The sequence below is a fragment of the Aeromonas sp. R7-5 genome (assembly GCF_040908015.1).
Classification (GTDB): domain Bacteria; phylum Pseudomonadota; class Gammaproteobacteria; order Enterobacterales; family Aeromonadaceae; genus Aeromonas; species Aeromonas caviae.
The window spans coordinates 103,936-125,086 of sequence record NZ_JBFOCZ010000035.1 but is presented as its reverse complement, the minus strand read 5'-3'; the positions used below and the strand labels follow the sequence as shown (position 1 = coordinate 125,086).

Annotated in this window: 20 protein-coding genes; 10 read left to right on the top strand and 10 right to left on the bottom strand. The window is 64.5% G+C overall.

The window, feature by feature from the left end:
* The first annotated feature begins 46 nt into the window (after positions 1 to 46).
* Positions 47 to 2,680 (top strand): phosphoenolpyruvate carboxylase, encoded by a 2,634-nt coding sequence (gene ppc, locus AB5Y53_RS20475; protein ID WP_368183070.1) that lies wholly within the window; start codon positions 47 to 49, stop codon positions 2,678 to 2,680.
* A 167-nt stretch (positions 2,681 to 2,847) separates the two neighbouring features.
* Here ppc and AB5Y53_RS20470 read toward each other — a convergent pair whose 3' ends face one another.
* Positions 2,848 to 4,329 (bottom strand): diguanylate cyclase, encoded by a 1,482-nt coding sequence (locus tag AB5Y53_RS20470; protein ID WP_368183069.1) that lies wholly within the window; start codon positions 4,327 to 4,329, stop codon positions 2,848 to 2,850.
* Between the two features lie 181 nt (positions 4,330 to 4,510).
* Between AB5Y53_RS20470 and ybaK the strand changes: the two genes are divergently transcribed.
* Positions 4,511 to 4,981, top strand: a complete 471-nt coding sequence (ybaK, locus tag AB5Y53_RS20465) for a Cys-tRNA(Pro) deacylase (protein ID WP_368183068.1) — start codon at positions 4,511 to 4,513, stop codon at positions 4,979 to 4,981.
* Between the two features lie 128 nt (positions 4,982 to 5,109).
* Here the strand turns inward: ybaK and AB5Y53_RS20460 are convergent, their stop codons facing one another.
* The 3 genes from AB5Y53_RS20460 to AB5Y53_RS20450 are packed head-to-tail and all read right to left on the bottom strand — an operon-like array spanning position 5,110 to position 6,790.
* Complete coding sequence (locus tag AB5Y53_RS20460) at positions 5,110 to 5,877, bottom strand: GNAT family N-acetyltransferase (RefSeq protein WP_368183066.1); 768 nt, start codon at positions 5,875 to 5,877, stop codon at positions 5,110 to 5,112.
* Positions 5,867 to 6,304, bottom strand: a complete 438-nt coding sequence (locus AB5Y53_RS20455) for a rhodanese-like domain-containing protein (RefSeq protein WP_029314812.1) — start codon at positions 6,302 to 6,304, stop codon at positions 5,867 to 5,869. Before AB5Y53_RS20455 ends, AB5Y53_RS20460 begins: the two co-directional genes overlap by 11 nt.
* A gap of 18 nt (positions 6,305 to 6,322) precedes the next feature.
* Positions 6,323 to 6,790: an OsmC family protein gene (locus AB5Y53_RS20450; protein WP_368183065.1), complete on the bottom strand. Its 468-nt coding sequence runs from the start codon at positions 6,788 to 6,790 to the stop codon at positions 6,323 to 6,325.
* Between the two features lie 252 nt (positions 6,791 to 7,042).
* Here AB5Y53_RS20450 and AB5Y53_RS20445 point away from each other — a divergent pair, with 252 nt between their 5' ends.
* From AB5Y53_RS20445 to AB5Y53_RS20435, 3 genes are all read left to right on the top strand, one after another.
* A complete protein-coding gene (locus tag AB5Y53_RS20445) occupies positions 7,043 to 8,470 on the top strand; it encodes a PLP-dependent aminotransferase family protein (protein WP_103858797.1) in 1,428 nt (475 codons plus the stop codon).
* Positions 8,471 to 8,623: 153 nt separating this feature from the next.
* Complete coding sequence (locus AB5Y53_RS20440; RefSeq protein WP_201969908.1) at positions 8,624 to 9,457, top strand: hypothetical protein; 834 nt, start codon at positions 8,624 to 8,626, stop codon at positions 9,455 to 9,457.
* A complete protein-coding gene (locus tag AB5Y53_RS20435; RefSeq protein ID WP_368183064.1) occupies positions 9,441 to 10,271 on the top strand; it encodes a substrate-binding periplasmic protein in 831 nt (276 codons plus the stop codon). The genes AB5Y53_RS20440 and AB5Y53_RS20435 overlap by 17 nt, the downstream gene beginning before the upstream one ends.
* Before the next feature lie 15 nt (positions 10,272 to 10,286).
* On the opposite strand, the gene AB5Y53_RS20430 is transcribed toward AB5Y53_RS20435, so the two are convergent.
* Entirely contained in the window at positions 10,287 to 11,162 is an 876-nt protein-coding gene (locus tag AB5Y53_RS20430) for a LysR substrate-binding domain-containing protein (RefSeq protein WP_368183063.1), read from the bottom strand.
* A 128-nt stretch (positions 11,163 to 11,290) separates the two neighbouring features.
* On the opposite strand from AB5Y53_RS20430, the gene AB5Y53_RS20425 reads away from it, so the two are divergent.
* On the top strand, positions 11,291 to 11,692 hold the full coding sequence (locus AB5Y53_RS20425) for a CidA/LrgA family protein (RefSeq protein WP_039040574.1): 402 nt from the start codon (positions 11,291 to 11,293) through the stop codon (positions 11,690 to 11,692).
* The gene (locus tag AB5Y53_RS20420) at positions 11,685 to 12,374 is read left to right on the top strand and encodes an LrgB family protein (RefSeq protein WP_010675703.1); all 690 of its coding nucleotides are present in this window, start codon (positions 11,685 to 11,687) and stop codon (positions 12,372 to 12,374) included. The genes AB5Y53_RS20425 and AB5Y53_RS20420 overlap by 8 nt, the downstream gene beginning before the upstream one ends.
* 67 nt (positions 12,375 to 12,441) lie before the next feature.
* Here AB5Y53_RS20420 and AB5Y53_RS20415 read toward each other — a convergent pair whose 3' ends face one another.
* On the bottom strand, positions 12,442 to 14,895 hold the full coding sequence (locus AB5Y53_RS20415; RefSeq protein ID WP_103259521.1) for a bifunctional aspartate kinase/homoserine dehydrogenase II: 2,454 nt from the start codon (positions 14,893 to 14,895) through the stop codon (positions 12,442 to 12,444).
* Positions 14,895 to 16,073 (bottom strand): cystathionine gamma-synthase, encoded by a 1,179-nt coding sequence (metB, locus tag AB5Y53_RS20410; RefSeq protein WP_010675705.1) that lies wholly within the window; start codon positions 16,071 to 16,073, stop codon positions 14,895 to 14,897. Before metB ends, AB5Y53_RS20415 begins: the two co-directional genes overlap by 1 nt.
* 223 nt (positions 16,074 to 16,296) lie before the next feature.
* Between metB and metJ the strand changes: the two genes are divergently transcribed.
* From metJ to AB5Y53_RS20395, 3 genes are all read left to right on the top strand, one after another.
* Positions 16,297 to 16,620, top strand: a complete 324-nt coding sequence (gene metJ, locus AB5Y53_RS20405; RefSeq protein WP_005327165.1) for a met regulon transcriptional regulator MetJ — start codon at positions 16,297 to 16,299, stop codon at positions 16,618 to 16,620.
* Positions 16,621 to 16,655: 35 nt separating this feature from the next.
* The gene (locus AB5Y53_RS20400; RefSeq protein WP_368183062.1) at positions 16,656 to 17,414 is read left to right on the top strand and encodes a helix-turn-helix domain-containing protein; all 759 of its coding nucleotides are present in this window, start codon (positions 16,656 to 16,658) and stop codon (positions 17,412 to 17,414) included.
* Positions 17,415 to 17,498: 84 nt separating this feature from the next.
* Positions 17,499 to 17,837: a tRNA-binding protein gene (locus AB5Y53_RS20395; protein WP_103243741.1), complete on the top strand. Its 339-nt coding sequence runs from the start codon at positions 17,499 to 17,501 to the stop codon at positions 17,835 to 17,837.
* 83 nt (positions 17,838 to 17,920) lie between these two features.
* Here the strand turns inward: AB5Y53_RS20395 and AB5Y53_RS20390 are convergent, their stop codons facing one another.
* From AB5Y53_RS20390 to nudE, 3 genes are all read right to left on the bottom strand, one after another.
* A complete protein-coding gene (locus tag AB5Y53_RS20390; protein WP_368183061.1) occupies positions 17,921 to 19,189 on the bottom strand; it encodes an aromatic amino acid transport family protein in 1,269 nt (422 codons plus the stop codon).
* Positions 19,190 to 19,600: 411 nt separating this feature from the next.
* Positions 19,601 to 20,413 carry a 3'(2'),5'-bisphosphate nucleotidase CysQ gene (gene cysQ, locus AB5Y53_RS20385; protein WP_368183060.1) on the bottom strand — a complete coding sequence of 271 codons (813 nt, stop codon included), beginning with the start codon at positions 20,411 to 20,413 and terminating at the stop codon, positions 19,601 to 19,603.
* A 44-nt stretch (positions 20,414 to 20,457) separates the two neighbouring features.
* The gene (gene nudE, locus AB5Y53_RS20380; protein ID WP_039040577.1) at positions 20,458 to 21,066 is read right to left on the bottom strand and encodes an ADP compounds hydrolase NudE; all 609 of its coding nucleotides are present in this window, start codon (positions 21,064 to 21,066) and stop codon (positions 20,458 to 20,460) included.
* Between the last annotated feature and the right edge of the window lie 85 nt (positions 21,067 to 21,151).

Genomic DNA, 21,151 nt, shown 5'->3' with positions numbered 1-21,151 from the left:
CTCCCGCCTGGAAGGTCAGGAGGCACCAACAAAATAAGGATGTGGAATGAACGAAAAGTACGCCGCACTACGGGCCAACGTAGGCATGTTGGGCCAACTGCTGGGTAAATCCATCAAGGATCATCAGGGGCAGGCCTTCCTCGACAAGATTGAGACCATTCGCCAACTGGCCAAGTCTTCCCGCAAGGGAAACGAGGCAGACAGAGAGCGCCTGCTCGACACCCTGCGTACCCTCTCCGATGACGAACTGCTGCCCGTGGCCCGTGCCTTCAGCCAGTTCCTCAACCTGGCGAACGTGGCGGAGCAGTTCCACACCATCTCCCGTCGCTGCGAAGAGCAGGTCTGCACCCCGGACCCGCTGGAGCAGATGTTCGACAAGCTGAAAGCCTCCAACCTGTCCCAGGAGGCCATCATCCAGGCCGTGCGCGAGCTGGACATCGATCTGGTGCTGACCGCTCACCCCACCGAGGTGACCCGTCGTACCCTGATCCACAAGCACGTGCAGCTCAACGACTGCCTCGAGGCCCTGGAACTCTCCGATCTGCTGCCCCGCGAGCGGGACAAGATCCAGAGTCGCATCGAGCAACTGGTCAACCAGGCCTGGCACACCAACGAGATCCGCGAACAGCGCCCGACCCCGGTGGACGAAGCCAAGTGGGGCTTCGCCGTGGTGGAAAACAGCCTGTGGCCGGCCATCCCCGAATTCATGCGCAATCTGGACGAGCGCCTGCAACACCATCTGGGTGTGCGGCTGCCGCTGGACGCCGCGCCGGTCAAGTTCACCTCCTGGATGGGCGGTGACCGTGACGGCAACCCCTTCGTCACCGCCAAGGTGACCGCCGAAGTGCTGGAGCTGGGCCGCTGGATGGCGGTGAGCCTGTTCTACAAGGACATCAAGGAGCTCACCTCCGAGCTCTCCATGGCCGATTGCACCGACGCCGTGCGTGCCCGGGTCGGCGACAATCCCGAGCCCTATCGCGCCCTGGTGCGTGAGCTGCGCGAGCAACTGCGCGAGACCCAGGAGTACCTGACCGCCAAGGTACAGGGCCAGGCGAGCGAGAGCCGGGATCTGGTCAAGAACACCGCCCAGCTGCGCGAGCCCCTGGAGCTCTGCTACCACTCCCTGCACGCCTGCGGCATGGGCAACATCGCCGACGGCATGCTGCTGGACGTGCTGCGCAAGCTGGCCTGCTTCGGCATCCACCTGGTCAAGCTGGACATCCGTCAGGATGGCGAGCGTCACGGCCAGGTCTTCTCCGAGCTGACCCGCTACCTGGGTGTGGGCGACTACGCCGAGTGGAGCGAAGAGGACAAGCAGGCCTTCCTGCTGCGCGAGCTGAACTCCCGCCGCCCCCTCATCCCGAGCGACTGGGATCCCAGTGCCGAGACCCGCGAGACCATCGACACCTGTCGCGTCATCGCCCAGCACGACCCCGATGCGTTCGGCATCTACATCATCTCCATGGCCGGTGCCCCGTCCGATGTCTTGGCGGTCCAGCTGTTACTGAAGGAAGCTGGCTGCAAGTTCCGCATGCCGGTTGCCCCGCTGTTCGAGACCCAGGAAGACCTGATGGCGGGCACCGCCGTGATGGAACGCCTGCTGTCGGTGGACTGGTATCGCGGTTACATCCAGGGCCGTCAGTACGTGATGATCGGCTACTCCGACTCCGCCAAGGATGCGGGCATGATGGCCGCTGGCTGGGCCCAGTACGCCGCCATGGAATCCCTGGTGGCGCTGGCTGAAGCCAACAACATCCGCCTCACCCTGTTCCATGGCCGCGGCGGTACCGTCGGCCGTGGCGGCGCCCCCGCCCATCAGGCGATCCTGTCGCAACCCCCGGGATCCCTGCGCGGCGGCCTGCGGGTCACCGAACAGGGGGAGATGATCCGCTTCAAGTTCGGCCTGCCGAAAGTGGCCATCCAGAGCCTGAACCTCTACACCAGCGCCGTGCTGGAGGGGAACCTGCTGCCGCCGCCCAAGCCGAAAGAGAGCTGGCGCGCCGTCATGGAGCAGCTGGCGTCTGTCTCCTGTGATCACTACCGCAGTATCGTGCGCGGTCACCCGGACTTCGTGCCTTACTTCCGTGCCGCCACCCCGGAGATGGAGCTCGGCAAGCTGCCGCTCGGTTCCCGCCCCGCCAAGCGCAAGCCCAACGGCGGTGTCGAGAGCCTGCGCGCCATCCCCTGGATCTTCGCCTGGACCCAGAACCGGCTGATGCTGCCGGCCTGGCTCGGCGCCCACAAGGGATTGCAACAGGCCATCGACGACGGCCAGAAGAGCGTGCTGGACGAGATGAGCCGCCAGTGGCCCTTCTTCCGCACCCGTCTCGAAATGCTGGAGATGGTGTTCCTCAAGGCCGACCTCTGGCTAGCGGAATACTATGACACCCGCCTGGTGCCGGAGAACCTGTGGGCACTCGGCAAGCAGCTGCGTCAGGAGCTTGCCGACTCCATCGAGGTGGTGCTGAAACTGCGCCCGCAGGGCGACCTGCTGGACGATCAGCCCTGGATCAAGGAGTCCATCAAGCTGCGCAACCCCTACACCGACCCGCTCAACGTGCTGCAGGCCGAGCTGCTCAATCGCTCCCGCAACCACCCGGAGACCCTGCACCCCGAGCTGGATCAGGCGCTGATGGTCACCATCGCCGGCATCGCCGCCGGCATGCGCAACACCGGCTGATCCCGGACCGTTGCAAACAAGGGCGCCCCGGCGCCCTTTTTCGTCTCTGCCGGGCACGGGGATCCCGATATTGCCGCCAGCACAGCCCCCTCTAAGGGAAAAAAAACATCCACAACAAACAGGGCGCCATGATGGCGCCCTGTTTTATTTCGCGATATAGCCTCTCATCAGGAGACCTGGTTGCGACCCCGACGTTTTGCCTCGTAAAGTCGCTGGTCCACGCATTGAAGCCAGTCATCCATGCGCCTGTAGCTCATCTGATAGGGCGTGAGCCCCACGCTGATGGTGACGGTGATCGCCTGATGCTGGTACAGGAAGGTGTGCTGCTCCACCTGGCGCCGGATGCGCTCCATGATGGTGTGGGCCTCCTCCAGGGTCGTGCCCCGCAGCAGCAGGATGAACTCCTCCCCGCCAAATCGCGCCACCAGATCCTTGCTGCGTACCGCCTGCATCAGGAGCCCCGCCAGCGACGCCAGCACGGCATCTCCGGCAAGGTGTCCATATACATCATTGATTTGTTTGAAGAAGTCGATATCTATCAAGGCCAGGCAGCAGGCCTCCCCTTCGGCAGGATGGTGCTGGACGTGATCCAGCAACACGTTGGCCTGCTGGAAAAAGCTGCTGCGGTTGGGCAGCTTGGTCAAGAAGTCGTGCTCGGCGTTGAAGCGCAGCACCCGCTCCATGCGGCTGCGCTCGTCCTCCAGGTTGCGGGCGTGGATAAGGGTGCCAAGGGCCGTGGTAAGGGGCTCGAGCAGGCTGACATGGGTCTCGTCAAAGCCACCCGGGCGGTTGGCCAGGGCGATCATGCCGATCGCCTCTCCCTTGTGGCGGATGGGAATGCCGAGGAAGCTCTCCAGGTGCGGATGACCACGGGGGGAGACACCGCGACTGGCTGGATGGCTCGGCAGATCGTTGCAGCACACCAGGGTATTGTGGGTCACCACGTGCCCAAACAGGTTGTCGAGCTTGCTGAAGATGAGCCCGCCCCGGCTCTGGCGCTGCTGCTCATACCAGGCATGGGTCGCCTCATCCCAGGAGACATTGGAGATGGAGGGGACATAGAGACTGGGACGACCATCCTCGTACTGGATGATGCCGATGAAACCATAGGAACTCTCGCTCACGCTCAGCAGGCGCTCGAAGACGGTATCGCAGGCGGAGCCGAGATTGCGATCGAGCAGAAAACTCTGGTGCGCGGCCACCACGATGTCAAACAGCTGGCTCTGCTGCTCGACCCGTTGCTTGGCCATCACAGCCGAGGTAATGTCGTGCGCCAGCTTGACCACCCCCAGCAGGGTGCCGGCCTCGTCGGTCACGGGCATGTAGGTGGCATGGAGCCAGAGGGGGCTGCCACCTTGCCTGACCCGGCGAAACTCCCCCGACTGGATCTCGCCACCCAATACCCTCTGCCAGAAGAGATCATGCTCCGCCTGCAGATCCGGCGGCAAGAGCATGAGATGGGACTGGCCCACCAGCGCTTCGGGGGGATAGCCCAGCATGTCGCAAAACAGGGGGTTGACCGACACCATGCGACCATCGAGATCGAACTCGACCATGCCATAGGCCCGATCAAGGGCGGTCAGCCTGGCGAGGGTCTCATATCGATCCATCGCGTCGATATCGCGAGCGCAAAGTGCTGTGGTATTCATGGCTACGATTCCTTTCGATCGCCGGCGCATTGCATTGGAATGCGGGGACAAGTGCCCAAATCATAGGATCCGGCACCCGGTTACGCTAACACAGGCCCCGATTGGGTGTGAAGACTGGTTCTTGCCACATCCGGCTCCCGGGCGCAGACTGTCTGGCCTTGCCACGGTTCGAGGAGACCCCATGACACCCGCCATCAACTTGCTGAAAAAGCTCAAGATCCCCCACAGGCTCTACCCCTACGAGTGCGAAGCCCACGACGACTTCGGCAAGCATGCCGCTACCCAGCTGGGTCTGCCCCAGGAGCAGGTGTTCAAGACCCTGCTCGCCCATCACGACAAGCAGGCGGTGGTGGCCATCGTGCCCTCCTCGGGCATGTGCAGCCTCAAGCAGCTCGCCAAGGCAACCGGGCTCAAGAAGGTGGAGATGATGAAGCCGGCGGAAGCCGAAAAGCTGACCGGCTACAAGGTGGGCGGCATCAGTCCCCTGGCCCAGAAGAAGCTGCTGCCCACCGTGCTGGACGACTCCGCCATGGCCTTCGACGAGATCCTGGTGAGCGGTGGCAAGCGGGGGCTCTCGGTCGGCGTGGCCCCCGGGGACATGGTCCGGCTGATGAACTGGATTGCGGCTCCCATCGGCGATCATCACGACTGAACAAACAACAGAGGCGCCATGACTGGCGCCTCTTGCGTCTGGATGTCGGATCTGGCGCCTTGTGTGCGAAGGAGACCCAAAGCCCCGGCACCGGAAACCGCCCCGTCCCAGCGGGTGATCTGCCGCCCTCAACACGCCGCAGAGCGGCAGGCGGCGGTCAGTTCGGAGAGTCGGCGACGCTGACGCCCGGCATGGTCGAAGTTGCCGTCCTCCAGCCAGCGCTCGAAGCACCCTTTCAGGGCGGGCCACTCGCTGTCGATGACGGAGAACCAGGCCGTATCCCGGTTGTGTCCCTTGTCCACCCGCGCCTGACGGAAGGTCCCCTCATAGTGAAAGCCCAGGCGCAGGGCCGCCTGGCGCGAAGGCAGGTTCAGGGCATTGCACTTCCACTCGTAGCGACGGTATCCCAGAGCAAAGGCATTGGCCATCATCAACACCATGGCCGCCGTCGCCAGCCGTGACTGCTGCATGGCGGGGGAGAAGTGCAGCCAGCCCACCTCGATGCTGCCCGCCAGGGGATCGATGCGCAGGTAGCTCGCCAGTCCCAGCGCCCGTCCGCTCTCCTCGTCGATGATGCCGTAGAACTGGGGATCCCGCTTGGTGGCGACCTCCCGCAGCCAGACCCCCATGGCGACCTCGTCCGCGAAAGGGCCGCTGGTCAGGTAAGTCCACATGGCCCCGCTGTCGGCACCGAACGCCTGCCACAGATCACCCTGGTGGCGCTCGGGATCAAGGGGCTCGAGACGACAGCCCCAGCCATGCAGTGCGCGGTGGGGAGGGAACTCGGCGCCGCGCCATTCTGGCAGCGCACGCCCCAGAGGCTGCCCAAAGTCGTTGAAAAGGGCGGCGCCGGACAGGGAGGCGTCGCCCCCCTCATTGCAACGTTCAACAGGCACAGGCAATTCCCCCTTCCAGCAGCACTCCGGGCTCGCTGCCCGTGGCGACGGCGAAACCGTCCTGACGCCACCAGTGCAGACCCCCTATCAACTCCTTGACCTCAAACCCGAGGGACGCCAGCTTGTAGGCCCCCTGGGTCGAACCGTTGCAGCCGATGCCGTCGCAATAGCAGACATACACCAGGTTCCGGTCCAGTAACGCCGTGGTCGACGCCGTCATGGTCCTGTGGGGGAAGGAGATGGCGCCGGGAATGTGCCCCTCGGCATAGTGTGCGGGGGAGCGGGTATCGATGACCACGATCCCCGCCACCCCTGCCAGCAGATCGGCGGCCAGATCCGCCGGATCGGTACGAAACTTCAGCTGGGCCTCGAAAAAGGCGCTGGCTTCGGCGGCCCCTGCCACCCCTGTGCTCAATACATGACTCATCCTGAACGCTCCTGATGACTAGATGACGATCTCTGTGGTGACGACGGTGTTGACCGAGTTGGCGATGAAGCACTCCTCATGGGCCTGGTGGTGCAACTGCTCCAGATCCGCCAGGGCGGGCTCCCGCTCTCCCCCGAAGATCACCCTGGGACGCAGGGTGACCCGGGTCATGGCGAGGCGACCTTGCCCGTTTTTCGCCATGATGCCGACCGCGTCGTCCCGGTAGCTCTCTACCCGATAGCCCGCCTTCGCCGCCAGCCAGAGGAAGGTGAGCATGTGGCAACTGGACAGGGCCGCCACAAACGCCTCTTCCGGGTCCACATGTTCCGTCACCGAGTAAGGCAGCGGCACCACATGGGGAGAGGAGGAGGCCGGCACCCTGACCCCGCCATCAAACGCCCACTCATGGGCCCGGCTGTAACGCTGATCGACGAAGGGCTCGTGCTCCCCCCGCTGCCAACTGATGGTGGCACTGTATTCCGACATGCAGACTCCTTGTGTTGCCAATCCGTGCCGCCCGCTGGCGCCACCCTGTGACCACCAATGTAGCGACAAAATGGCCTTGCCACGCCGACCAATTTTGCCAATATGGGCAGACCAATTTCATCGAGCCGCCACCATGACCATCCACCCCACCCGCTCTGCCCGTCGGTCGCCAGCCCCACTGCCGCGCCATGCCCTGCGGGCAGGCTCCCTGCCTCGAAAGGGGTGCAACCCCCGAGCCAACGGGAGCACACCATGACCGTTCTGCCAACGCTCTTCGCCAGCCAGCAGCAAGGGGATCTGCCCCTGCACGAACAACTGGTGCGTACCCTGCGCGAGGCCATCCTGGCGGGTCACCTGCCCCTGCACAGCCGCCTGCCCGCCAGCCGTCTCCTGGCACGGGATCTCGGGATCTCCCGCAGCACGGTGGAACTGGCCTATGGCCGGCTCGAGGCGGAGGGGTATCTGGTGCGCAAGGTGGGCGCCGGCAGCTTTGTCGCCCTGGCGGCGGTGCGCCCCGCGCCGCGCCCGCCCCAGTCAGCAGCGGGCCTCTCCCGTCGCGGCCAGGAGATGGCCCTGGGTGGCGCCTGTCACGACGTGCCCGAGGTGGGCACCACCTTTGCTTCCAGCCAGCCGGATCCCCGTCTCTTCCCCCAGGCACTCTGGGGTCGGCTGATGCAGCAACAGTGGCGCCAGCGCGCCAGCGACTGGATGAACTACGGGGATCCCCAGGGGCTTGGGGAACTTCGCGCCGCCATCAGCAGCTATCTGGTGCAGTCACGCGGCGTGGTGTGCGAGCCGGATCAGATCCTGATCCTCACCAGCTCCCAGCAGGGGATCCTGCTGGCGACCCAGTTGCTCATCGATGCCGGTGACACCGTCTGGGTGGAAGACCCCGGTTATCCCGGGGCTCGCACCGCCATGGAGAGCGCCGGTGCCCGAGTGCATCCGGTGCCGGTGGATGAAGAGGGGCTCAACCCTCATGGGGATCATCCTGCGCCGCGCCTCATCTACTGCACCCCGGCACACCAGTACCCCCTTGGCGTCCCCATGAGCCTGCCCCGCCGCATGGCGCTGCTGGCCGAGGCAGAGCGTCACGGCGCCTGGATCCTGGAGGACGATTACGATGGGGAGTACCAGTATGATCAGCGTCCCCTGCCCGCCCTGCAGGGGCTCGACGGCCAGGGGCGCGTGATCTATGTGGGCACCTTCAGCAAGGTGCTGTTCGGCTCGCTGCGCCTCGCCTACCTGGTGCTGCCCAGGCCGCTGATGGACTCCTTCTGCCGCGCCCGGGCCGCCGTCGACGGCCACAGCAACCAGTTGCAGCAAGCGGTCACGGCAGACTTCATCCGGGGCGGGCACTTCGCCACCCACCTGCGCCAGAGCCGCCTCCTCTACCAGAGCAGACGGGATCTGCTGCTGGCGGAACTGGCCGAGCACTGCCCGGGGCTCACTCCCATCCACAGCGGCGCCGGCCTGCAGTGCGCCGTGCTGCTGCCCCCCGGTGGCGAGGCGCGCTGGACCGATGCCGCCAACGCCTGCGGGCTGGGGCTGCGCCATCTGGGCCAGTTCTACCTGGGCCCGCCGACGCTGGAGGGGTGGCTGCTCGGCTTTGGCTGCCTCGACAACCAGACGCTGCGCCAACTCTGTCGTCGCCTGGGTCTCTTGATGAAATCCGCATGACCCCCTTCTCAAGAGGTCAGATCTGCCAGAGCCTGATAGCGCTGTGTCGACGGGAATGGCCCGTCTATACTGGGCACAATCCCGTTGCCGAACCCGGTCAAGATGCATCGAATCCTGCTCCTTTTGCTCGCCCTCTCCCTCCCGTCCCTCACGATGGCGGCCACCCGCTTCACCCTGATCACCGGGGAAACCCAACAGGATGTCCGCATGAATTATTACCGGGCGGCGATGCGGCTGGCGCTGGAGAAAACACGGCCCGATTACGGCGACTATGAACTGCTCGACGCCATCAGGATGAACAAGGCGAGGATGCGGCTCGAAGTGCAAACGCCGGGCAAGAATGCCCTCTTCATCGTCGACAGCTGGCCCCAGGAGATCCCTCAACCCGGCGTCACCCTGGTCCCCTTCCCCATCGATCTGGGCGTGCTCGGCTACCGGGTCTGTTTTGTCGGCAGCGCCCGTGCCCAGGCCCTGGCCGGGGTTCACACCCTGTCCCAGTTGCAGCAGTTCACGCAAGGGGTGGGCACAGGCTGGCGGGATGCCGACATCCTGCGCTACAACGGCTTCAGGGTGCAGGAGGTGGATAACTATGAGTCACTGTTTCGCCTGGTGGCCCGTGGCCGGATCGATCTCTTCTGCCGTGGTGCCAACGAGATATTGAGCGAGTGGAAAAACCACAGACCCGGCCTGCCGGGGCTGACCGTGGATAGCCATGTTGCCCTCTTCTATCCGCTCATCCACTCCCTCTACAGCCACGCCACCTACAGCAAGGAGCGCGAGCGCCTTTTGCGCGGCCTGCAACTGGCCTGGAAAGATGGCTCCCTGCAGCGCCTCTGGCGCCATCATTTCCAGCCTTCCCTGGTCTTTGCCCGGCTCGATTCACGCCAGATCTTCCGGCTGACCAACCCGCAGTTGCCCGACGAGAGCACCGACTACCGCGCCTATCTCTATGACCCGATGAGGGATGACTTTGGCATCGCTCCCTGACTGGCTCGCCGGTTCTCCCCTGTCAGGCAGGCTCCCCTTGCGCACTCTCTGCCTGGCGCTGCTGTTCTGGTTGCTGCCGACCTGCGTCATGGCCGCCCCCGGCAGCATTCGTGCCTGCATGGAGAACAGCGATTCGCCTCCCTGGTTGCTGATGTCCGGCGAGGGGATAGTGCAGTTCCACCTCAAGGAGGTGGCAAACCGGATCGGGCATCCCATCATTCTCACCCCCCTGCCCTGGAAACGCTGCCTCTCCCTCGTCAGCCAGGGCCAGCTCGATGCCGCCGTCAAGCTGAGCTACAGCGAAGAGCGTGCTCGCACCATAGGGGTCTACCCCATGCGACACGGAGCACCTGATCCCGCCAAGCGCCTGCTCACTGAGAGCTACAGCCTCTACCAGCCAAAAGGCGGACAGGTTCGCTGGGATGGCCGGCAGCTCGTCGCCCCTGGCGTCATTGCGGCGCAGTCCGGTTTCTCCATCGTCGCCCAACTGCGGGAGAGCGGTGTCAGGGTGGATGACTCCAGCAGGGAACCACTGATCCTGCTCAAGAAGGTCGCGATGCAGCGCGCCGTTGCCGCCGCCCTGCAAACCGGGGTCGCAGAACGGACCCTGGCCGCCCACCCGCAGTTGCAGGCCACACTCGAGCGGATCACCCCTCCCCTGGTCGAAAAACCCTACTACCTCATCTTCTCCCACCCCTTCCATCAGGCCCACCCCGATCTCAGCCAACAGGTGTGGGACGAGATTGAGGAGGTGCGACACTCCGCAGCCTATGCCCGCTTCGTCACAGGCATGGCGTCACCGGGGACCCCCTAACCCCAGACCCGCCCCTCAGCCCTGCTCGCGGCACAGGGCAAGCCAGGCCTCGGCGGTGCGGGAGAGGTAGCGATCCCCTGGCCAGATCACCCCGAGTCGCCAGCTCAGCGCCGGAGCCAGAGGGCGCAACACCAGCCCATCCGGCGTCAGCCGCCGGCAGATGGGCTCCGGCAGGAAGGCGACCCCCATGCCGCTTCGCACCATGGCGGTGAGAAAGTCCCACTGGCTGCTGCGGGCCGCCACCTGGGGCACGAACCCGGCTTGCTCGCAGGCCTGCTCCAGCCGCTCGCTCAGGGTGAAGGCCTGGGTATAGAGCAGGAAGGGTTCGTCCCGCAGAGCCTCCAGCCGGATCTCGCCACCCTCGCGCCAGCGGGGCAGGTCCGGCAGCACCACCCAGATGGGGTAACTGTCCAGATCCAAGGCGCAGAGGGCCCCCTCTTCCCTGGTCGGCAGCATGGTGATGGCGAGATCCAGCTCCCCCGCCAGCACCGCCTGCTCGATGCGCCGCCCGCCATATTCGACGATGGAGAGCTCCACACCGGGGTAGCGGCTGCGATAGGTACGGATGAGATCCGCATAGACATGGCCCACCATGGGCGGGATGCCGAGGGCAAGACGTCCGGATTGCAGACTCTGCAGGTCCGCCAGCTCCGCCTCCAGCTGCTGCATCTCCGCCAGGATGGTCTGGGCCCGATTGAACAGCACCTGGCCGCTGTCGGTCAGGGTGAAGCGGCGGCCGACCCGGCTCAGCAGGGGCTGGCCCAGCTCCTCTTCCATGTTGCGGATCATTTTGCTGATGGTGGGCTGGGTGACGAACAGCTTCTCGGAGGCGCGGGTGAAGCTCTGCTCCCGCACCAGCTCGACGAAGTAACGCAGGGCTCGAATATCCATGGTGCTCTCTTGACGGGGATGGCTGGCCAAATCATGCCTCTTTGGCATGATTTTGATAATTTAAATTCATTTTTTGCAGGTTTGGTCCCTCTCTATACTGTGAGCAGGTTCACAGAAAGACGCTTGCCATGAAAACCCTCTGCCTTCGCTGGTTGCAAACCCCCTTCCAAATCGCCCTGCTGGCGGCCATCTGGTTGCTGGCCGACATCGCAGTGCGCACCTTGCACCTGCCCCTGCCCGCCAACCTCACCGGCATGTTGCTGCTGCTGGTCTGCATCCTGCTCGGGGTGGTCAAGGCCCAGTGGTTCAGTGCCGGGGCCCGCTGGCTGCTGGCGGAGATGCTGCTCTTCTTCGTCCCCGCCGTGGTGGCCGTGGTCAACTATCAGGAGCTGCTGTTGCAGGAGGGGTGGCGCATCATGGTGGTCCTGATCGTCAGCACCGTGCTGGTGCTCGGCACCACGGCGCTGGTGGTGGACAGGGTCTATCGCCTCGAGCTGAAGCTGGCCCGCCGGAGTCGCCGCCATGTCTGACACCCTGCTCGGCCTGCTCTGCTTCGCCCTGACCCTGCTCTTCTACTACGCCAGCAAGTGGCTCTATGGCAAAAAGCGCATCCTGCCCCTGATGCCGCTGCTGCTGGCCCCCACCCTGCTGGTGGCCGTGGTGATGTTGTTCCACATTCCCTACCGGGACTACATGGCCGAATCCCACTGGCTGCTCTGGCTGCTGGGCCCTGCCACCGTCGCCTTCGCGGTGCCCGTCTACGAGAATCGCCAGCTGATGCGCCGCCACTGGCTCTCCCTCTCGGTCGGGGTCGTGGCGTCCGTGGTGATGGCGGTGGGCAGCACAGTGCTGCTGGCCCGCTGGCTCAACCTCTCCGAGCTGTTGCAGCGCAGCATGGCCATGAGATCCATCACCACCCCCTTCGCGGTGGAGGCGACCCGTTCCGTGGGTGGCAACGCCGATCTCACCGCTCTGTTCGTGGTGCTGACAGGCGTCATCGGCATGGCGGTGGGAGAAAGCGTGCTCACCGTGCTCGCCATCCGCAGCCGCCTAGGCAAAGGCGCGGGCTTTGGTGCCTCGGCCCACGGGGCCGGGACAGCCAGGGCCTATCAGATGGGCAACGAGGAGGGGGTGGTCTCCAGCATGGTGATGATGATCGCCGGCATGGCCACCGTGCTGCTCGCCCCCCTCCTGGGCCGGCTGTTCTGGTAACTCCACCACCCGATAACAGAAGAGGCGCCCTGGGGCGCCTCTTCTCATTGCATCGTGTCACGCAGCCTCAGAGGCTGGCGCAGATCTGCCAGAGATCGTACTGGATGGCGGCGGCCGTCACTTCCCGGCCCGCTCCCGGCCCCTGGATCACCAGGGGGTTGGTGCGATAGCTGTCGCTCTCGATGGCGAACACGTTGTCGCAGGGCAAGAGGTTGGCAAACGGGTGATGGGGCTCCAGCGCCTCCAGCCCGACGCGGGCCTTGCCGTCGTGCTCGAAGCGGGCGACATAGCGCAGCACCTTGCCGACCCGGCGCGCCCCCTCGAAGGCGGTCTGGATAGGGTCATCCAGTTCCTTGAGCCTGTCCATGAACTGATCCGCACTCACCTTGCGCAGGGCCACCGGCACCAGGTTCTCCAGCTCGATGTCGGCGGAGTCGAGCTCGAAGCCCGCCTCCCGCGCCAGGATGAGCAGCTTGCGGCGCACATCCTGACCGGAGAGATCCTCCCGGGGATCCGGCTCGGTCAGGCCGTGTTGCCACGCCTCGTCCACCAGTTCGGAGAAGGGGCGAGTACCGTCATACTGCTGGAACAGCCAGGAGAGGGTGCCGGAGAAGATGCCGGAGACCCCCTGGATGCGGTCACCGCTCTGACGCAGCATCTGGATGCTGGACTGGATGGGCAGCCCGGCCCCCACGGTGGCGTTGTAGCGCCATTGCACCTGATGGTCGCGGCAGGTCTGCTTGATGCGCTGGTAAAACTCGCTGTCGGCGGCACCGGCAAACTTGTTGGCGGCGATGATGTGGATGCCGAGCTGGGCAAAGTCCGGGTAGTAGCGGCTCACCGTCTCGCTGGCGGTCATGTCGAGCGCGATCAGGGAGTCAAAACTGTGCTGCTCCAACTGGGAGAGCAGCTCCGGCCAGATGAGCGGCTTGGGGTTGAAGTTGTCCTGTACCTTGAGGGGATCCAGCCCCTCTTCGTCCAGCAGCCCGCCCTTGGAGTCGAAGACCCCGTAGAGGGTGAGCGCCAGATTGAGCTCATGCTCGAGGCGCGCCTTCTCGCGGGCGTAGAGCCCCAGCCAGTGACCGCCGATATTGCCTTTGCCGAACACCACCAGCCCGACCCGGGTCGGGCGGCTGAACAGGGCACTGTGCAGAGCGATGAGCAGCGGCTCCAGCACGATCTGGCGCAGCACGGCCACCAGGCTCAGGCCGTCTTTGGCCACCTGCACGAACTCCAGAGGCTGATCCGCCAGCAGCTGGTAGAAACGGTGGCACTGCTCGGCATTGTCGGTGACGCCGGCCCCCACCAGGGCGACCAGGCTGAACCCTTCCTTCTGGATGAGGCCGGTAAAGTTGCCCTGCAACTGGAAGTCACGGAGCACCTCGAAGGCCCCTTGTGCCACCTCCAGGGTGTAGGCCAGACGCAGGACCCGCCGATCCGGCTGGCGCTGCAGGGTGAGCGGATGGAGGCGATGGCGGGCCAGATGGGCCTCGATGGCCGCCACTGTCTGCTCAAAGTCAGTCTGCGGCAGCACCTTGAGCTCGATGAGGGCTATCTGATCCACCGAGGAAACGATGCGGGCACCGCCGGAACGGGGCGCCCGGCGCAGGATGTGGGTGCAGCCTTCGTCCGGATTGTAGCTGCAGCGCAGGGTGAGGCGCTGACGGCTGTCGGCCACCGGCTGCAGGGTACGCGAATGCAGCACCGAGGAGCCCAGGCGCGCCAGCTCGTTGGCCTCGGCCAGGCTCAGGCGCTCCAGCAGACGCGCCTCTTTCACCCTGCGCGGGTCGGCACTGTAGACCCCGGCCACGTCGCTCCAGATGGTGGTGGACTCCCCGTCCGCCAGCGCCGCCAGGAGGCTGGCACTGTAGTCGGAGCCGTTGCGCCCCAGCAGCAGGGAACGCCCCTCCATGTCGGCGGCGATGAAGCCGGTCACCACGATGCGACCGGCGTGCTCGGCCAGGCGGGCCTTGAGCAGCTCGCTGGAGAGGGCGGTATCCACCTTGATGAGGGCGCCGTCTTCTGCGCGCAGGAAGCTGCGAGCATCGAGCCAGGCGGCCGCCTCACCCCGGCTGGTGAGCAGGGCAGCCAGCAGGCGGGCGGACCACACCTCGCCAAAGGCGAGCAGGCCGTTGCGCTCGAAGCGGTCAAACTGCCCCTCCAGGGTCTTGGCGATCAGCTGCATGTCGTCCGTCAGTTGCTGGCTCAGATCGAGGTGAAGCTCCCCTTCCAGCAGGCCGTCGATCAGGCTCTGCTGATAGGCGTGCAGGGCGGTGATGGCTTCGCCTGCGGCCTCATCCCCCGCTTCCGCCAATTCCACCAGCTGGATCAGCCGGTTGGTGGTCTTGCCCGCGGCGGAGACCACCACCAGCTCGTTGCCCCCCACCTGTTGCTCGACGATGCTGGCGACCCGGCGATAACAGACCGGATCCGCCAGGCTGCTGCCGCCGAACTTGTGTACATGGCGCCGCTTGAAGACTGCCTCTGTTGCCACCACACACTCTCCTTGTTGTTGTTCCATTACTTCACCTGCTCTGCCTGTTGTGCCAACTGCGCCTGTTCAAACCCCTGGGCCAGATCGGCCACCAGATCCTCACCGTGTTCGATCCCCACCGACAGGCGCAGCAACTGGGCACTGATACCCGCCGCCTGCTGGGCCGCAGGGGTCATGGCCCTGTGGGTCATGCTGGCCGGATGGGCCACCAGACTCTCCACACCGCCGAGGGACTCCGCCACCGAGAAGAGACGCAGCCCCGCGAGGAAGGCGCGCAGCCCCGTCTCGTTGCAATCGAGCTCAAAACTTAGCATGGCGCCAAAGCCGGACTGTTGACGGCGCGCAATGTCGTGGCCTGGATGGCTCGGCAGGCTGGGGTGATAGATACGCTTGACCAGCGGCTGCTGCTGCAAGAAGGCGAGGATGCGATCCGTGTTCTCCTGATGGGTGCGCAGGCGCGGGGCCAGGGTGCGCAGGCCCCGCAGGGTGAGGTAGGAGTCAAAGGCACCGGAGGTGAGCCCCAGGCAGTTGGCCCACCACACCAGGGAGTCGGCCAGAGCCTGATCCTTGGCGATCGCCACCCCCCCTACTACGTCGGAGTGGCCGTTGATGTACTTGGTGGTGGAGTGGACCACCACATCGGCACCAAGGGCCAGGGGCTGTTGCAGCAAGGGGGAGAGGAAGGTGTTGTCCACCACCACCTGGGCCCCCACCCCGTGGGAGGCCTCGGCGATGGCGGCGATGTCCACCACCCGCAGCAGCGGGTTGGAGGGGGTCTCCACCCACACCAGTGCGGGTTTCTGGGCCAGCGCGGCGGCCAGCGCCACCTCGTCCCCCTGATCCACGAACTGCACCTGGTAGTGGCCCTTGGCCGCCAGATACTCGAACAGACGCCAGGTACCGCCGTAGCAGTCGTGGGGAGCGATCAGCAGATCCCCCGCCTTGAGCAGAGCCGTGGTCACCAGGTGAACAGCCCCCATGCCGGTGCCGGTCACCACGGCGCCGGCCCCCCCTTCCAGGGCCGCCAGGGCATCCGCCAGATTGGTGCGGGTCGGGTTGCCGGAGCGGGCATAGTCGTATTGACGGGGCTCGCCAAAGTCGGCAAAGGTGTAGTTGCTGGAGAGGTAGATGGGGGGCACCACGGCACCGTGCTGCGTGTCTGTCTCAATCCCGGTGCGTACCGCCAGGGTGGCCTTGTGGGTCATGTCACTCTCCTTGATGGGTTGCCGGAGCCGGTCCGCCTCGTGGGTCGTCCAGCCCCGCTCTCATTTTCGCTGGCCGGACTGCCGGCCCATGGTGCACCACACTACGCCACCTTAAAAAAGCCGTCAACACTTCTAGACGTCTAAATGGCTTTGCTGTTGGATTGCCATTGAATTCCTTAAGGGTTAAAATCCGCGCTCACGGCCAAACGACTACAGGTGGAACATGGGTACAGAGTGGAACGGCGACTACGTCAGCCCCTATGCAGAGCACGGCAAGAAGAGCGAACAGGTCAAGAAGATAACCGTCTCGATCCCGCTCAAGGTGCTGAAGGTGTTGACCGATGAGCGCACCCGTCGCCAGGTGAACAACCTGCGTCATGCGACCAACAGCGAGCTGCTCTGCGAAGCCTTCCTGCACGCCTTCACCGGCCAGCCGCTGCCCTGTGACGACGACCTGCGCAAGGATCATCCGGACAGCGTCCCCGCCGAGGCCCGCGCCATCATGGAAGCCCTTGGCAAAGAGATCGAAGACTTCGACGCCGAGTAATGCGGCTGCCCATGGCAAACGATGCATCCCTTTCAATGACGCGGCCCGGTGCCGCGTCATGCTTATCTGCCGCCTCCCCCTTCAGCCTGCGTCACTACCAGAGCGACATGCAGAGCCACAGTCATGACCACGCCCAGCTGGTGATCCCCCTCGTCGGCCCCCTCGAGATCGAGGTGCAGGGCCGGGGATGTCGCCTCGCCCCCGGTTTTGCCTGCATCATCGCCCCTGGCCTTCGCCACGACTACGCCGCCGACCCGGCGCACGTGTTTCTGGTGCAGGAGAGCCACTGGCTGCTGGCAGCCCTGGGGGACCACCCCTTCGTCGAGCTGGATGAGGCCCAGCGCCACTACCTCGCCTTCCTGCACCGCATGGTGGCCGAGGGGCGCCACGTGGCCGGCATGGATCAGATGTGGCTCGGGCTGCTGACCGAGGGACGCGGCATGGGCCCCGCCGTCGCTCCCCGCATAGCCCCTCGTATCGCCAAGGTGCAGCGTCATATGGATGCCCACCTCGCAGACCCCCTCACCAACGAGGGGCTCGCCGCCATCGCCTGCCTCGGCCTGAGCCAGTTCAAACACGCCTTTCGCCAGCAGGTGGGCACGAGCGTCTCCCACTACCTCAGGATGCGGCGCATGGCGCTGGCCCGCACTCTGCTGGCCCAGACCGCCCTGCCCATAGGCGAGGTGGCCAGCCGCTGCGGCTACCAGAACCAGGGGGCCTTTGCCGAGCGCTTTCTGGCCGAGACCGGACTGACTCCTTCCCTCTGGCGCCAGCAAAACGGCTGCCTGCCGTAATCAGTCGGCTCTTTGCCGAAGACAATCCCCGGGCATTCGAGGCATGCTGAGGCTCATGCAAGGTATGGGCAATGAGGAGCCAAGATGCAGACCATAAGCTGGCAGGATTTCGAGATGGTGGAGCTCAGGGTGGGCACCCTGGTGCGGGTCGAGCCCTTCCCCGAGGCGCGCCGCCCCGCCTACAAGGTGTGGGCGGATTTCGGCCCCGAGCTCGGGGTGCGCAAGAGCAGCGCCCAGATCACCGACCTCTATCGACCGGAGGATCTGGTGGGCCGCCAGATCGTCGCCGTGGTGAACTTTCCCCCCAAGCAGATAGGCCCCATCCAGTCGGAGTTTCTGCTGACCGGCTTCTATCGCCCGGATGGCGCCGTGGTGATCGCCATCCCCGAGCAGACGGTGGAGAACGGCGCCAAGCTGGGGTGAGACGACGGCAAGGCAACCAGAGAGCAGAAGCAAGAGAGGCGACCCCCGGGGTCGCCTCTCTTGTTTGATGCTGACGGCCTGGCTTATTTCAGCAGGCTGAACAGCAGGGCCGAGACCGCCAGGGCACCGGTCAGCAGGATGAAGCCGTTGACCCAACGGTGACGGAAACGGGCCAGCGCCTCCACCTTGTAGATGGCCACCACCGGCATGATGAAGAGGATCATGGCGATGACGGGGCCGGAGAGGGTCTCCATCAACCCCAGAATGCCCGGGTTGATGATGGCGGCGCCCCAGATGGCGAAGAACATCAGGGCGATGCCGAGCTTGTCCGCCTTCGCCAACGGCAGGCCGGTGGGCTTGGCGATCAGGCTTTTCAGGCTCTCGCGGGCACCGAGGAAGTGGCCGAGGAAGGAGGAGCTGATGGCGATGAAGGCGATGAGCGGCCCCAGGGTCACGATCACCGGGTTATCGGTGATGTTGGCGAGATAGGAGAGCACGGAGACGTTCTGGGCCTTGGCCTCGGCCAACTGAGCCGGGGAGAGGCTCAGCACGCAGGAGAAGACGAAGAAGAGCACGAAGCCCACCAGCATGACGGTGGTGTTGCGCAGGATCAGGCCGCTCTTGGTTTCGGCCTGCTCCCCGTACTCCCGGCGCTGCACGTTGGCAAAGCCCGAGATGGCGGCGGCGTGGCTGAAGGCGAACACGGTGACCGGCAGCGCCAGCCAGACGGTGTTGAGGAAGCTGGTGCCTTCAAAGGCGGTCACTTCCGGCCACTGCCACTGGGGAATGAGGTAGCAGGAGAGGGCCAGCAGGATCGCAGCCAGCGGGTAGACCATGACGGCGAAGGCCCGCAGCATCGCCTTCTCGCCGGCCAGCATCACGGCGATCATGGCGAACACCAGCACGCCGGAGAGCATCACCCGATCCGGGGAGGCCAGACCGAGCTGATTGACCATGAAGCTCTCCACCGTGTTGGTCAGCCCGACGCCGTAGATGAGCAGGATCGGGAAGATGGAGAGGAAATAGAGCGCCGAGATGAGGCGCCCGGCCATCTTGCCGAAATGCTCCTCGGCCACCTCGGTGAAGTCGGCCTGGGGGCGCGACGACGAGAGCACGAAACGCGCCAGCCCGCGGTGGGCCAGGAAGGTCATGGGACCGGCCAGCACGGCGACGATGATGAGGGGCCAGATCCCCCCCAGACCCAGGTTGATGGGCAGGAACAGAATGCCGGCGCCGACGGCGGTGCCGAACAGGCTGATGACCCAGTGGGTGTCGTGGCGACGCCAGCCGGTGCTGGCCATGGTGGAGTGGGAACCGGACAGCTCCCGTGAGACGTTTGCAGATAAACTCATCGATAAATCACTTTTACGTAGTATTAAAATCTAAAAACATTGTGCTCCTTTAGCATTTAATTCTCAAAAATGGAGACTGGCAGATCTCACTGGCAAAGCCCTGTTCCACCAGTGAGATTGGGAGGAAATTTCACCCCGGATTATTCAATTAATCCTGACATTAACCAAAAGTTAGGAATATAAAACCAAAATTAAAACCGACGTCGATTTTTTGTTTCGATGAAATGCATGTTTTCAGAATTAAATGAAATTTATGCCAGTGCAGCCAGATTGGATGTGATGATCCACTGCCGTTATTGCCATCACTAGTGAATCTCCCTGAAATCCCCGTAACCAGCCAGTGGATCACACCAATGCAATCAGGCGACCCTGTGGTCGCCTGATTGCATTCCCTGCGAGCTGGTCGACTCGTCAGTGGGCCAGAATGCGACCCCAGGCGAGATCCGGGTCCCCCATCACGATGAAGTCCGGGTTCTCCAGCGACTCCGTCTCGTTGTAGCTCAGCGGTTGCAGCGCCAGGCTGAGGATGCGCCCCCCTGCCGCCTCCACGATGCACTGGGCGGCAGCGGTATCCCACTCCCCGGTGGGGCCCAGGCGCACGTAGCAATCCGCCACGCCTTCCGCTACCAGACAGGACTTGAGGGAGCTGGATCCGAGCGGGATCAGCTCGTAGTGGATGGCCGGGTTGAGGCGACGGGTCAGGTTCTCCAGTTTCTGGCGGCGGCTGATGGCCACCACCAGGGAGTCAGGCTGATCGTGTTCATGATGGATGGCGCTGATGGGACGGCTCTCGCCGTTCGCCTCCTTGAAGGCGCCGTGACCACGCACCGCCCAGTAGAGCAGATCGGATTCGGGGGCATAGATTACCCCGAGCACCGGGACATTGTCCCGCACCAGGGCGATCAGGGTGGCGAAATCGCCGCTGCCTGCGATGAACTCGCCAGTGCCATCGAGGGGATCCACCAGCCAGTACTGGCGCCAGTTGGCACGCTGGCTGAAGGGGATGTCGGCCGCCTCTTCGGTCAGCACGGGAACGTGAGGAGTGAGCGCCGTCAGCGCCTGTTTGAGGTAGGCATCGGCAGCAAGATCGGCACTGGTGACCGGGGTCGCATCCTCCTTCAACTGGCGTTCGAACTGACCGTCGCGATAGATCTCGTGAAGGATCCTGCCCGCCTCACGGGCGATCTCCTTGACCTCGGGTATCCAGGCCAACAACTCCTGCATGGTGCTTACCTCTGCCTCTGATTGCCAAACAGACCCTCTGCGGGCTAATTTCCCTGCTCCGCCAGCCATTTGCTGGCCAGCAGCAGGGCACTGATGCTGCGCGACTCGGTGAAGTCCGGTCGTGCCAGCAACTCATCGATCCGGTTGAGGGGCCAAGGGATCACCTCGAGAGGCTCGGGCTCGTCACCGACCCGCTGCTCGGGGTAGAGATCCCGCGCCAGCAAGATGTCCATCCGGCTGGAGAAATACCCCGGCGCCAGCGACACCTGCTTGAGCAGGGTCAGGCTGCTCGCCCCGAAGCCCGCCTCCTCCATCAGCTCCCGGTTGCCCGCCTCGAAGGCATTTTCACCGGGGTCTATCAATCCCTTGGGGAAACCCAGCTCGTAGGAGTGGGTGCCCGCCGCGTACTCGCGCACCAGCAGCAGGGTGTGGGCATCGAACAGGGGCACCACCATGACGGCACCCCGATTGCCGCCGCGCATCCGCTCGTAGACCCGCTCCTCGCCGTTGGAGAATTTCAGGTGAAGGGACTCCACCTTGAACAGCCGGCTCTCGGCCACGATCTCGGCCTTGAGGATCTCCGGCTTGCTCTTGTCATGGGCCATGGTCTCGACACTGAGGTGGACGGGATTGCGCTTGTGGGGATCGCTCATCGGGGGCTGACTGCTCGTTAAAAAATCGTGTTTCAAGAGTAAACGACTCCCCTGCCGAACACCACGGGGCAAAGAGGGGAAAGAT